Raw genomic sequence first — 13,057 nt, 5'->3', positions numbered from 1 at the left:
GCAGATACTCGAATGCCGGATACAGAAGGCTTTGACGGCGAGCTCATCCTCGCCCCGGCGGAAAACACCGGCGCGCCGGAAGGCGCCGGTCTCCTGCACGCAAAAACGGCGGTCTATCCCGGCGCCCAGCAGCTCATTCTCTGGCTGCCCGCCGATGGCTGGTCGGGCTATGAAACCCTGCGCATCACGGGCCCCGAAGGCGCCCTGATCGAGGAAGCCCCGCTCACCGATCGCCTCAACGGCCGCGTGCAGATCCTGGTCAACACCTTCCCCTGGCCGCCCGGCGCCTACCGGGTCGAGATCACCCATTCGGGCGGCTGGGCCCACACGCTCACGCTCCAGAAGCTGGAAGGGGGCGTGGCCCCGCCGCCCGTGCCTGCCCCGCCGTCAGAGCCCTCCAGAGGCCCCATCGTCTACCGCGACGGCTTCGGCAACATCCTTCCGGATACGGATCTTGAGATGCGGGAGGCGGCGCTGAAGGCCATCGCCGCCCGCTTCTCCCGCCGCCTCGAATTTGAAGGCAACGCGCGGGCCGGCACCATCACCTATATCGACGGCGACCTCCGCCTGCGCTTCTATCACGAGATGTGCATGCGCCCGGTGTATTTCAGCATAGATGTTCCGCCTCCGGACAAATGGGAAGCCGCCACCGGCCAGCCCCTGTCAGAGCGCGACTACATCCTCAATTTCCTCGCCGAAGAAACCCGCCGCCGCCAGGCGCCAAGCCTGAAGACGCTGATCTACGATAACCGGATCGATTTTGTGGACTGAAGGCAGGAAATAGCACGCGGCCCCTCCGCCTTCGTCACCCTCGACGGGCGAAAGCCCGTCAGAGGGCCCATCACCCGCCCTCACATCTTCGCGAAACGGCGAGGTCAGGAGATGCGCGTTGCGCATCGAGCGTGACGAGACCGCAGCCATTCGTAAGACCGCCGCACCCCACCCCAACCCTCCCCGCAAGCGGGGAGGGGGCAGGCCGCCCGCGAATGCCGAGCCACATCTCCCCAGCCGCAACAGGCCCCCTCCCCATGCAATGGGGAGGGATGGGGTGGGGCCTGCAACGCTTGACGCCAATCCTGCCCCGGGCCCCTTGCCCTCGCCCCCGCATCTCCCCAGAACAGGGCGGCCATGTCCTCGCCGCCCACCCTCACTGACGCCCGCGCGCTCCTGAAGCGCGTCTATGGCTATGATGCCTTCCGGGGGCTGCAGGAACATGTGATCGCCGACACGCTGGCCGGCCGCGACGGCCTCGCCGTATTGCCGACCGGCGGGGGCAAGTCGCTCTGCTACCAGATCCCGGCGCTGCTGCGCGAAGGGGTGGGCATCGTCGTCTCGCCGCTGATCGCCCTGATGGCCGATCAGGTCGACGCGCTGAAGCTTGCCGGGGTGCGCGCCGAGCGCCTCGACAGCTCGATGGATTTTGCCGCCCGCTCGGCAGCCCTCGACGCCGCCGCGCGCGGCGAGATGGACCTGCTCTATGTCTCGCCCGAAGGGCTCGGCAACGGGCTGGCAGACCGGCTCTCGCGCATGAAGGTCTCGCTGATCGCGGTGGACGAAGCTCACTGCGTCAGCCAGTGGGGCCATGATTTCCGCCCGGATTACCGCGCCCTCGGCCGCCTCAAGGCCCTGTTCAAGGGCGTGCCCCGTCTCGCCGTCACGGCCACGGCCGACGCGCGCACCCGCGACGACATCCTCGCCCAGCTCGACCTGACAGACCCGGCCGTGCATGTCGCCAGCTTCGACCGGCCAAACCTGATCCTCTCGGCTGAGCCCAAGGAAGGCAACCGCACCGCCCGCGTCGTCCAGCTCGTCAAGGCGCGCGCAGGGGTCAGCGGCATCGTCTATGCGGCCACCCGCAATGCGGTCGAGGATCTTGCCGACGCGCTGGAGAAAGCCGGCGTCCCCTCGCTCGCCTATCATGCCGGGCTTGAGGCCGAAGTGCGCGCCGCCCGCCAGCGCCGCTTCCTGCTGGAGGAGGGGTTGGTGATGTGCGCCACAGTTGCGTTTGGAATGGGCGTCGACAAGCCGGATGTCCGCTTCGTCATCCATGCCGATCCACCCAAGACGCTGGAAGCCTACTGGCAGGAAGTCGGCCGGGGCGGGCGCGATGGCGAGCCGGCCGAAGGCGTCGCCCTCTTCGGCCCGGCGGATATGAACCGGTCGCTCCAGTGGACCTATTCGAGCGACGCGCCCGATGAGGTCAAACGCGTCCAGCTCACCAAGACGCGGCAACTCTTCGCCTTCCTCAATGGCGATGAATGCCGCCGCGCCGCCGTGCGCCGCTATTTCGGTGAAGAGGCGGTGGAGCCGTGCGGCGTGTGCGATGCCTGCAAGGGTGAGCTGGGAGAGCGCTACGATGTGACCCGCTATGCCCAGATGGCGGTCTCCGCCGTTCTGCGCTGCGGCCAGCGCATCGGCCGGGGCCGGCTCGTCCAGCATCTGCTCGGCGAGGCGAAGGACGATTTCGACACCGAACTGTCAACGCTCTCCACCTTCGGCATCGGCAAGGAACTGCCCCGCCAGGGCTGGAACCGGGTGTTCGACGCGCTGCTCTATGAGGATATCGTCGCCGAAGGCGGGGAGGCCATGCGCCCGGTGCTGGTCGTGCCCGATGCCGAAGCCGCCAAGGCCCTCTTCAGAGGGGAACGCACCGTCTCACTCAAGCAGGACCCCGCCGCCGGCCGCCGCAAGACGCGGTCGAAGGGCGCGGCCCGCACCGCCCTTATGGCCGACCTCTCCGAGCGGGACGCCGCCATCTTCGAGGCGCTGCGTCTCTGGCGCACCAATCTCGCCAGGGAGCGCGGCGTGCCGCCTTATGTCATCTTCCATGACAGAACCTTGGCCGAAATCGCGCGGGAGCGGCCGGCCACCCCCGATGCCCTGCGGGAGATCAGCGGGGTCGGGGAGAAGAAGGCGCAGGCCTATGCTGGGGATGTCGCGCGGGTGATCTCGGAGGCCGCGTAATGTCCGGAAGTGTCCGGATTTGTCCACGCCCTGTCCGGATGTGTCCGAAACTGTCCGGATTTGTCCGGCCCCTGGCTGGGGAATAGTGAGCCGCGTGCCTTGACCCGGCGCCCCTGGCACCGCACCTATACGACCTGAAATCAAAGAGATTCCTTTCCGGAGCCTGCATGACCCCCTTCCGCCTTGATGACGAAGAAGAAAAAGACACCACCCCGGCGGCAAACCCCGCTGCGCTGGTCGAAAATGCCCTGTTCAAGTCGCGCACCATCCTGCTGACCGGCGGGATCGACTTCAAACAGGCCCGCATGGTCTGCGAGCGGATGCTGGCCCTCTCGGCTGAAAGCGATGATCCGATCCTGCTGATCCTGTCCTCCCCCGGCGGCCACGTCGAAAGCGGCGACATGATCCACGACATGATCAAATTCGTCACCGCCCCGGTCAAAGTGCTCGGCTCCGGCTGGGTCGCCTCGGCCGGCGCGCTGATCTATGCGGCGGCCCAGAAGGAAAACCGCTATTCGCTGCCCAACACCCGCTACCTGCTGCACGAACCCCGCGGCGGCGTTGGCGGCCAGGCCACGGATGTCGAAATCCAGGCCCGCGAAATCATCAAGATGCGCGAGCGTCTGAACAGGATTTTTGCCGAAGCCACCGGCAAGCCGATCGAGCAGATCAAGAAGGATACCGACCGGGATTTCTGGATGAGCGCTCAGGAGGCTGTGGATTACGGCCTGGTGAACAAGATCATCCGCAATCGCCGCGAAATCTCCTGATCCCAACAGGTCTGGCGTTTGCCGGAAGGTAACACTTGTCACGGATGATCGGGCATTAACCTTAATGCCCGGTCCCCGATGCCCGTACGCCTCCAGGAAATTGCGCTCAGCGTTCCGCCCATTCCGTCCTCCACGACGGGGGCCGCTGCCCTGTCTCTCTTTCTGTCTGACCCGCTGCTGTTTGCCCTCCCGGTCCGCGTCGAGACAGGGGAGGAGGGGGCGCCGCGCATCGCTCAGGTCACCCGCGCCAGGCTGACCGAGGCGCTCGCCGGCCCGAACGGCCGCGATATCTTTGCCGCCCGCCCGGTGCTTCACCTGATCACGCAGGCCCCCGTTATCGCCGAAGGCACCGCGCCTGTCGCCCTGATTGCCAAACAGGCGGCCGAGAAGGGCACCAGCGCGCTGACCGATGGCGTGATCGTGATGGAAGAGGGCGCCTACAAGGGCCTCGTAACTCCCGCCGCGCTGCTCAAGGCCGTGGCCGAGGAAAACACCGCCCGCGCCCGCAGCCAGCAGGCCAGCCACCGCCGCATCGAAGAGATGAAGACGCGGATGCTGACACTCGCGGAAGGCCGCTCCCGCTTCCTGGCCTTCATCGGCCATGAAATCCGCACGCCGCTGACCGGCATTCTGGGCGTGGCCGATCTGATCAAGGACCAGGCGCCCACCAGCGAGACCCGGCGCCTCGCCGAGACGATTTCCAATAGCGGCCAGCATCTGGAACGCCTGCTCAACGACCTTCTGGACCTCTCCCGGCTGGAAGTGGGCAAGCTGCCGGTAACCATGCAGGCGTTCGAGCTGCGCCAGTTTGCGTCCGAGACCCGCGACCTCTGGCAGCCCAAGCTCGATGCCAAACGGGTCGGCCTGCGCATTGCGGTGGCCCGCAGCGCCGAGGCGCGCATCGAAAGCGATGCCGGGCGCCTGCGGCAGATCCTGTTCAACCTCGTCAGCAATGCCGTAAAGTTCACCGATCGCGGCCATGTCACCGTCCAGATGTCGACCGTGCCGGCAGGCGAGGGGCTCACCCTCATCATGACCGTCGCCGATACCGGGCGGGGCATTTCCGACGCTGACAAGGCGCGCCTGTTTGAAGAGTTCGAGCAGGCCGACGATACCATCGCGGCGACCCATGGCGGCTCCGGCCTCGGCCTCAGCATTGCGCGCGCGCTGGCGCGGCGTCTCGGCGGTGATATTGCGCTGGCCGACAATGCCGGGGGCGGGTGCCTCTTCACGGTAACGGTGCCGGTGCAGAAAGCCGGCCCGCGCCTTGCGGTGGAGAATGCCGCGCCCGCGGGCGCCGGGCGCTTTGATCTGGGCGAGATTCTCGTGGCTGAAGATCACGAGACAACGGCCTTTGTCATCCGGGAGGCCCTGGTTGCGGCCGGCTGGCGGGTGGAATGCGTGCCGGATGCCACGGCGGCGGTCCAGCGCCTTGCCGTGCGCCGGTATCAGGCGATCCTCAGCGATGTGCATATGCCGGGCGGCGGGGCGGAGGCCGTGCTGAAAGCGGCGCGGTTTGGCCCCGGCCAGAACAGCGCCGCGCCGGTCCTGGCGCTGACGGCCGACGCCACGCCCGAATGCCGCGATGCCTGCGAGAAGCTCGGCTTCTCAGGCCTCATCGAAAAGCCGGTGCGTCCGCGCGCGCTCGTCGCCGCGCTTGCCGATACGCTGCTCAGCGCCCCGCGCGACCGGCAGGCGAAAGCTGTCTGAGGTAAGGCGGCGCCCCTAGAAGGACCGCCCGATCACCAGATAGGCCGACTGGCGCCCGCCCTCGGAGCGGCCAAAGGCAAGGTAAACCGGTCCCAGCGCCGTATTGGCGCCGACATAGACGCTGCCACCGAAGCGCACATCATCCAGCGAGAAATCCTCCGGCTCCGACCACACTTCGCCCACCTCGATTGATCCGCCCACGAACAGAGGAACCCCGAAAAGGGCTTCCTCCGTGTTGGCCAGCGCGCGGCGATAGATCAGCCGGCCAGCCACGAAATTCTCGCCGGCCAGCTCATCCAGCCGGTAACCCGACAGGCTGAACAGGCCCCCGATCCGGTAGAGCGTATCAATGGGCGGGGCCCCGCTGAGGCGCACACCGCCGGAAACGGAGGACAGCAGCGTATTGCGGCCAATCGTGAAGGCGTGCAGGCCCGAGGCCGAGAGTGTCTGGTAATCGGCATTGTCCCCCAGCGCTTCAAGACCATGGGTCCAGCGGACCTTTGCGCTCACGCCTCTGCGCGGGAAGAAAGGATCGTTGAGCGTGTCGAGACCGGCGGACGCAAAGAGGCGGCCTGTATCGATGTCGACTTTATTGAAGGGGCCGGCGCCTTCGTTGAGCTTGGCGCGGCCCGTGCCGAGTTCCGTGCCCACACGGATTTCCGCGAAGTTGCTAAACTGGCGGCCGGCATCAATACCGAGCAGGCCATAGGTGAGATCATATCCGGCGGTCTTGAAGCCGCGCTGGGAGTAGAGGTTCACCGGGCGGTTTTCGATCTCCAGGCGGGCGGCGGCAAACCAGCTTTGTTCGGGTTCCAGCAGCCGGAAATATTCGAGGCCAAATTCGTTGATGTCGCCGATGGTGGCAATGGCGCGGATTTCCGATCCATAGGCATCCAGCGCGGCGCTGCGATAGTCCACAGACACCGCCACATCGGACTCGGTGTTGAAGTCGTTCTCCACGATCATGCCGAGGCGGACCCGGCCGGCATTGCGGCGGGAATCTTCAGCGCGCACGATCAGGCCAGTCAGCCCGTCCTGCTCGGCCATCGTATAGTCCACCCGCTCAAACGGGCCGAGGGCGTAGATGCGGTCGAGCGCCTCGTTGATCTCATCAGTATCGGCAGGCTTGCCCAGCACGCTTGTCATGCGCGTTTCAAGCAGCGACTGGTTGAGGCGCGAGGTGTTCTCGATGCGGACGAAAGAGATGACCGGCGGCGGGGCGCTGCCAATGCCGGCATAGCTGACGGGCGGGCGTCCTTCCGCAATCGGGGCGAAGGTATCTGCCAGGGCCTGAACCGATTTCCGGCCAGCCTCGATCAGTTCGTTGCCGCGCGTGAAGGCGGCCGGGCCGATCTTGTCGGTATCGACCCGCACGAGGACATCACGTTCATTCATCGAGGCGATTTCGGCGCGTTCATTGGCCAGGATCAGAAGGCTGACGGTCTGCGAGAGGACATCGACCACAGAGCCGATCTGCTCCTGCTTCAGCAGCTCGTTGGGGGTCCACACGGCGATCACGATGTCCGCGCCCATATCCCTTGCGACACTAACCGGGATGTTGGCGGAGAGGCCGCCATCAACCAGCAGCTTGCCCTCGAGGTTAAAGGCCGGGAACACGCCGGGCACGGACATCGAGGCGCGCATCGCCATCGGCAATTCGCCCGAGCTGATGATGACGGCTTCGCCTGTGGCAATATCGGTCGCCACCGCGCGGTAGGGGATCACCAGATCGTCGAAACTCTCAACATTCATCCGCGCCGGCGTGAAGCGGCGCAGTTCCTTCATCAGCGCCTGGTCGGAGATGGCGCCGGTGGGTAGGAGGAGACCCGCGCCGGAGACGCCAAGGCTGGCGGTGCCGGGAAAGTCCACCTGCTGCTGCTTCTGGCGGTAGGTGAGCTTGTCGCGCTCCGGCGCCGGGTTGAACACCCCGCTCCAGTTGACCTTCTGGACCACCTCTTCCAGTTCTGCGCCGTTCATTCCTGCCGCATAGAGCCCGCCGATGACCGCGCCCATCGAGGTGCCGACCACAATGTCGGGCCGGATGCCCATGGCTTCCAGCTCCTGGATGGCGCCGACATGGGAGAGGCCGAGCGCGCCTCCGCCCGACAGCACCAGTGCGACCTTGGGCCGGCGGGTCTCGGTTTCGGCCGCCTCCTGCGCCAGGCTGGTGCCGGCAAGGCTAAGCAGGGCGGTGAGGAGGACCAGCGGGCGGGTCAGATTGCGGGAGAAGGTCTGCGTCATCAGGCGATCCTCTGGCCAGTTGGCTGGCGGCGCAAGAGGGATCGCTAGCTGGGCGTGGTGGTTCGGGAGAGATTTGAACTCTCGACCTCGCGATTATGAGTCGCGCGCTCTAACCAACTGAGCTACCGAACCTGAGCGCCGCATCAGCGAACGCGCCTGATACACATTGGATGGGGGGCGCGCAAGCACCCTATCCTGCAAGCTCTGCGACATGGTCTGCAATTGAAAGCGAAGAGGTCAGGCCCGGGCTTTCGATCCCCAGAAGGTTAACCAGCCCTGCGCTGCCATGGGCCTCTGGCCCTTCGATGCGGAAATCCCCCGAAGGGGCGCCCCTGGGCACGATTTTGGGCCGCACGCCGGCATAATCGGGGGTCAGCCGGTCGAGGGTGAGGCCCGGCCAGTAGCGGCTGACTTCGGCATGGAAGACGGCCGCGCGGGCAGGATCGACGCGGTAATCAAAGGGCGGCTCTGCGCCCTCGGGCAGCCATTCGGCGTCCGGCCCAACCTTGCCGCGCCCGCCAAGGTCTATCGTCAGGTGCAGGCCCAGCGTGGCGGTGTTGGGCATGGGATAGATCAGCCGGGAGAAGGGCGTGCGGCCGCTTATCCCGAAATAGCTGCCCTTCACGAAATGGGTTTCCGGCAAGCCGGCCGTGTGGGGGCCTTCTATCGTGGCGGCTATATGGGGCGCGTAGTGACCCGCCGCATTGACCACCGTGCGGGCGCGGATGGTGGCCGGATTGTCCCCGCCGGTCTCCAGCCGGACATGGCCAGTCTCCACGGCGCCGGAGAGCACGGGCGTGTTGAAGGCAATCGAGCCGCCTGCGTCTTCCAGTTCGCCCTGAAGGGCCAGGAAATAGGCATGGCTGTCGAAGATGCCGGAAACGGGGGAGTGGATGGCGGCGGCCACTTCGGGATTGAGCGCAGGTTCCATCGCCAGGGCTTCGGCGCCCTCCAGCAGGCGGAGGTCTTCCACGCCATTGGCCTGCGCCCGCGCCAGGATCGCGCCGAGCTCGGCGGCCTCCGCCGGCCCGATGGCCACCACCAGCTTGCCGCAGCGTTTCACCGCGACGCCATGAGCATCCAGAAAGCTGTAGAGCATCCGCCGGCCATTGACGCAGTGGCGCGCCTTCAGGCTGCCGGTGGCATAATAGAGCCCGGCATGGATGACCTCGGAATTGCGCGAGGAGGTGTGCATCGCAATCTGGTCTTCAGCCTCCAGCACGAACACCTCGCGCCCCGCTCGCGCCAGCGCGCGCCCACAGGCAAGGCCGATCACGCCCGCCCCGATGATGATCACGTCTGCCTCGAAACTGTCTGCCATTCGGATGCTGCTCGCCGGAAACCCTGATTTGAACTAGTATCAACTCAAATGCAGCCACGCAGCTTGATTCTGTTTGCTTTTGCCCTGCTGGCAGCCGCGCCGGCCTCTGCCGACATTGAAGCGGCCGCCGAAGCCTTCCGGGCGGGCCGGTATGACGCCGCTTTCGAGCAGGCGGCCAGTGTCCCCAGTGCCGATTCCCATGCCTTCCGGGCGCGCACCCTGCTGGCCAAGGCGATGTGCGGGGAGGGCGACCCGCCGCGCAGCCTGATCGATCAGGCGCTGGCGGAAGCCGAAAAGGCGTTGAAGCTGGACCCCGAACATGAGGAAGGCCGCCTGCAGAAGGCAATTGCCCTGTCCCTGATCCTGCGGCCGATGAGCATCAAGGAAGCCAGCAAGACCGGCTATGGCGAGCTTTCGAAAGCCCTTGCCGAAGGCGTGTTGCAGGATGATCCGGCGAATTTCTATGCGCATGGCTTTCTGGCTGTCTGGCATGTGGAGGTCGAGCGCCGGGGCGGCACGATTGGCGCGGCCATCATGGGCGCCAGCCTGAAGACGGCGCGGCGCCATTATGAGGAAGCCGTCCGTCTTGCCCCGGAGGATATTGGCCTGCGCTGGCAATGGGCCCGGGCGCTGGCCGCGCTGGACGCCAGGAAGCACCGCGCGGAGATCGAGGCGGCGCTGCAGGTGGCTGTGGCAACCGATCCGGCCACGGACCTTGACCGCGTGATGCAGGCACGCGCCGCGCGGCTGCTGGAAGCGGTCACCCGCCAGAAACCCCGTGATGTGGAGCGCGTGGCGCTGGCGATGCTGTAGGGCCTTGGGCCTATTCGGCCGGAACAGCCGCCTGCGCATGGGCTTCCTGTTCGGAGAGGAAGCGTTCAGCGTCGAGCGCGGCCATGCAGCCCATGCCGGCGGCGGTGACGGCCTGGCGGTAGGTTTCGTCGGTCACGTCGCCGGCGGCGAAGACGCCGGGAATGGCGGTGCGGGGCGAGCCGGGCTCGGTGATCAGGTAGCCATTCTCTTTCATCGGCAGCTTGCCGACGAAGAGTTCGGTTGACGGGGCATGGCCGATGGCCACGAAGATGCCGTGGACAGACAGCTCACGGATGGCGCCGGTGGTGACATCCTTGATACGCGCAGCGGTGACGCCGAGCGGGTTTTCATCGCCGACGACTTCTTCCAGCGCGTGGTTCCAGATGACTTCGACCTTGGGGTTCTTGAACAGGCGGTCCTGCAGGATTTTCTCGGCGCGGAAATGGTCGCGGCGGTGGATGACGGTGACCTTGGAGGCAAAGTTCGTCAGGAAAAGCGCCTCTTCGACGGCGGTGTTGCCCCCGCCGATGACGAGGACTTCCTTGCCGCGATAGAAGAAGCCATCACAGGTGGCGCAGGCGGAGACGCCGAAGCCCTTGAACTTTTCCTCGCTGGGAAGGTTCAGCCATTTGGCCTGCGCGCCGGTGGAAATGATAACCGAATCAGCGGTGTAGACCGTGCCGCTTTCGCCGACGGCCTTGAAGGGGCGGGTTTCAAAATCGACCGAGAGGATGTGATCGCTGGCCACCTTGGCGCCCATCTTTTCGGCATGTTCCTGCATCTTCACCATCAGCTCGGGGCCCTGGATGTGGGATTCGCCGGGCCAGTTTTCGACCTCGGTGGTGATGGTGAGCTGGCCGCCAGGCTGCATGCCGGTGACGACGAGGGTGTTGCGCAGGGCGCGGGCGGCATAGATGGCGGCGGTCCAGCCGGCGGGGCCTGATCCGATGATCAGGATTTCGGCATGTTGTGTTTCGGCCATCGGGAGCCTCCTTCGCAGATCATGGGCGGGCCGGCCCCATATGGGGCCTGGAGGGGCAGGGTTAAAGCGCTCTTGCGCTGGCCGCAAGGCAGCTATTCAGGGGCGGAGACAACTTCCACGGTGGCGTGGGAAACCTTGAACCGGCTGGCGAGGCGGGCCTTCACATCGCGGCGCAGCGCCTCCGGATTGGCGCCGGGAGCGGCGGTTACTTCCAGCGTCACCAGCGGGCGCGATTCGGTCAAAGACCAAGCATGAACATGGGCAACCCGCGCCACGCCGGGGACATTTCCGGACAGATCCTGGACAATTTCGGACACGGAGAGACCTTGCGGTGTCCCCTCCAGCAGGATGTGGCCAGACTGGCGCATGATGCGGACACCCGCGACAATGACCAGCACGGCGACGAGGGCGGAGAGGATCGGGTCGGCGGGCATCCAGCCCGTCCAGAGGATAATGCCGGCCGCGGCGATGGCGGCGACCGAGCCGAGCAGGTCTCCGGCTACATGCCAGAGGGCGCCGCGCAGGTTCAGGTCTTGCCTGTCGCCGCCATGCAGGACGGCGAAGGCGGCGATGTTGACGAGCAGGCCGCCGGCCGCGACGAGCAGCATCAGCCCGCCCATCACCTCGACCGGGGCGAGCAGGCGCTGGACCGCTTCCCAGATGATCCAGGCGCCGAGCAGGATCAGCAGGACGCCATTGGTGAAGGCGGCGAGGATCTTCATCCGCGCGAAGCCATAGGAGCGGGCAGGGTCTGCCGGGCGCTCGGCGAGCTTGTAGCCGATCCAGGCGAGCAGCAGCGAGCCGGCATCGGTGAACATGTGGGCGGCGTCTGCCAGGAGGGCGAGGGAGCCGGAGATGAGCCCGCCCACGATTTCCGCCACCATGAAGCTGGCCGTCAGCACGGCGGCAATGGCGACGCGGCGGCGGGAGTCTGCATTGGTCATGTCGGCGGCGTGATCATGGGAATGGCCGGCATGGCTGTGATCATGGCCATGGCCGTGATCATGGCTGTGGCCGGGATCATGCGCGCCGGGGTCTGCCGGGCAGTCGAGCCCCAGCATTTCGGCAGGGCCATGGGCGTGGTCATGATCATGGTCGTGATCATGGGACTTGATGCCGGAGGCGGGGGGATGTGCGTGCGGTTTGGTCATCTTGCCCGAGCCAGTGGCGCCTTCCGGAGGGGAAAGCAATCGGTGCGTAATAGCATAACCTTGTTTACCTTGCGTCGTTGTTGCGGCGTTTGTTCTGCCCGCTAGGGTCTTCTCAAAAGAAAATGCCTCCGGGGAGAACCACAACCATGACCTTGCCGCGTCTCCGACAATTGGTGATTGCCGCCCGCAGCCTGAGCACCGCCGACCAGCTGGCCGAATTGCTGGGCCTGGGCGAACCCTTTATTGACACCGGTGTCGAGGAATTCGGCCTCGTCAACCGCGTGTTCCCGATCGGCGACCAGTTCCTGGAAGTCGTCGTGCCGACCAGCGCCCGGGCGCCAGCCGCCCGCTTCATCGAGCGGGGCGGGGAGGGCGGCTATATGGCGATCTTCCAGACCGAGGACCTGGCGGCGGCCCGCGCGCGGGTGGACAAGCTGGGCGTGCGCCGCGTGTGGAACATGGACCTGGAAGACATTGCCGCGAGCCATCTTCACCCCGCCGATGTGGGCGGGGCGATTGTCTCCATCGACGAGGCGCGCCCGGCGGCAAGCTGGCGCTGGGCGGGGCCGGGCTGGCAGAAGCGGGCAAAGCCGGGGGCCCTGCGCGGCGCGGTGCTGGCCGGGCCTGACCCCGAAGGCATGGCCGCGCACTGGGCCGATATTCTGGCCGTGCCCAAGGGGCGGCGCTATCTGCGCGTGGCCGATGAGGCGGGCATCGAATTCCGTCAGGGGCCGGAGGAAAGGCTGATCCAGTTCCAGATCGCCGTGAAGGAACCGCGCGTGGCCCTGCAGCGGGCCCGCGGCATGAACCTCTGCGTGGTCGACCGCGTGGTGAAGATTGCGGGCGTGGGGCTGGAGCTGGAGGCGGTTTAGGTGGGCTTTTTATGCCCGCTCTATCCTTCGACTTCGCTCAGGATGAGCTCAGATACGATGCGCTCAAGAAGCTCATCCTGAGCGAAGTCGAAGGATGGCGGGCTCGTGCAGGTTTCCCGCAGCAGGTTTGGCCGGACGCAGCGAGGGCTGGCCGGGGATTTGGGCTGAATTTGGTTTTTTGGGAATGGCTAGGAGGTGTCGGCGGTGGCCGCGAGGGCGCAGGCCCCCTTCGT

10 protein-coding genes and 1 tRNA gene are annotated in these 13,057 nt (G+C 66.2%); 6 read left to right on the top strand and 5 right to left on the bottom strand.

Annotated features, from left to right (window positions below; genetic code table 11):
- Nucleotides 1-12 precede the first annotated feature (12 nt).
- From C0456_RS12400 to C0456_RS12385, 4 genes are all read left to right on the top strand, one after another.
- Nucleotides 13-771, top strand: coding sequence for a hypothetical protein (locus tag C0456_RS12400; RefSeq protein ID WP_291052469.1), 759 nt, complete (start codon nt 13-15; stop codon nt 769-771).
- A 357-nt stretch (nt 772-1,128) separates the two neighbouring features.
- On the top strand, nt 1,129-2,964 hold the full coding sequence (gene recQ, locus C0456_RS12395; RefSeq protein ID WP_291052466.1) for a DNA helicase RecQ: 1,836 nt from the start codon (nt 1,129-1,131) through the stop codon (nt 2,962-2,964).
- 167 nt (nt 2,965-3,131) lie between these two features.
- Nucleotides 3,132-3,734 carry an ATP-dependent Clp protease proteolytic subunit gene (locus C0456_RS12390; RefSeq protein ID WP_291052464.1) on the top strand — a complete coding sequence of 201 codons (603 nt, stop codon included), beginning with the start codon at nt 3,132-3,134 and terminating at the stop codon, nt 3,732-3,734.
- Nucleotides 3,735-3,812: 78 nt separating this feature from the next.
- Nucleotides 3,813-5,444 carry an ATP-binding protein gene (locus C0456_RS12385; RefSeq protein WP_291052462.1) on the top strand — a complete coding sequence of 544 codons (1,632 nt, stop codon included), beginning with the start codon at nt 3,813-3,815 and terminating at the stop codon, nt 5,442-5,444.
- A gap of 15 nt (nt 5,445-5,459) precedes the next feature.
- Here C0456_RS12385 and C0456_RS12380 read toward each other — a convergent pair whose 3' ends face one another.
- The 3 genes from C0456_RS12380 to C0456_RS12370 all read right to left on the bottom strand — a co-directional run bounded on the left by C0456_RS12380 (nt 5,460) and on the right by C0456_RS12370 (nt 9,006).
- On the bottom strand, nt 5,460-7,685 hold the full coding sequence (locus tag C0456_RS12380) for a patatin-like phospholipase family protein (protein WP_291052460.1): 2,226 nt from the start codon (nt 7,683-7,685) through the stop codon (nt 5,460-5,462).
- Between the two features lie 55 nt (nt 7,686-7,740).
- A tRNA-Met gene (locus tag C0456_RS12375) sits at nt 7,741-7,817 on the bottom strand.
- Between the two features lie 58 nt (nt 7,818-7,875).
- Nucleotides 7,876-9,006: an NAD(P)/FAD-dependent oxidoreductase gene (locus C0456_RS12370; RefSeq protein WP_291052457.1), complete on the bottom strand. Its 1,131-nt coding sequence runs from the start codon at nt 9,004-9,006 to the stop codon at nt 7,876-7,878.
- A gap of 48 nt (nt 9,007-9,054) precedes the next feature.
- Here C0456_RS12370 and C0456_RS12365 point away from each other — a divergent pair, with 48 nt between their 5' ends.
- On the top strand, nt 9,055-9,819 hold the full coding sequence (locus tag C0456_RS12365; protein ID WP_291052455.1) for a hypothetical protein: 765 nt from the start codon (nt 9,055-9,057) through the stop codon (nt 9,817-9,819).
- Nucleotides 9,820-9,829: 10 nt separating this feature from the next.
- On the opposite strand, the gene trxB is transcribed toward C0456_RS12365, so the two are convergent.
- Both trxB and C0456_RS12355 read right to left on the bottom strand, forming a co-directional pair.
- Complete coding sequence (gene trxB / locus C0456_RS12360; protein WP_291052451.1) at nt 9,830-10,801, bottom strand: thioredoxin-disulfide reductase; 972 nt, start codon at nt 10,799-10,801, stop codon at nt 9,830-9,832.
- Between the two features lie 92 nt (nt 10,802-10,893).
- Nucleotides 10,894-11,952 (bottom strand): cation diffusion facilitator family transporter, encoded by a 1,059-nt coding sequence (locus C0456_RS12355; RefSeq protein WP_291052449.1) that lies wholly within the window; start codon nt 11,950-11,952, stop codon nt 10,894-10,896.
- Between the two features lie 146 nt (nt 11,953-12,098).
- On the opposite strand from C0456_RS12355, the gene C0456_RS12350 reads away from it, so the two are divergent.
- Nucleotides 12,099-12,824 (top strand): VOC family protein, encoded by a 726-nt coding sequence (locus tag C0456_RS12350; RefSeq protein ID WP_291052447.1) that lies wholly within the window; start codon nt 12,099-12,101, stop codon nt 12,822-12,824.
- Nucleotides 12,825-13,057: the final 233 nt, after the last annotated feature.

Origin of the sequence: Hyphomonas sp. (assembly GCF_013823385.1) — a bacterium.
GTDB lineage: Bacteria > Pseudomonadota > Alphaproteobacteria > Caulobacterales > Hyphomonadaceae > Hyphomonas.
This window is presented reverse-complemented; position numbering and strand designations above follow the sequence as displayed.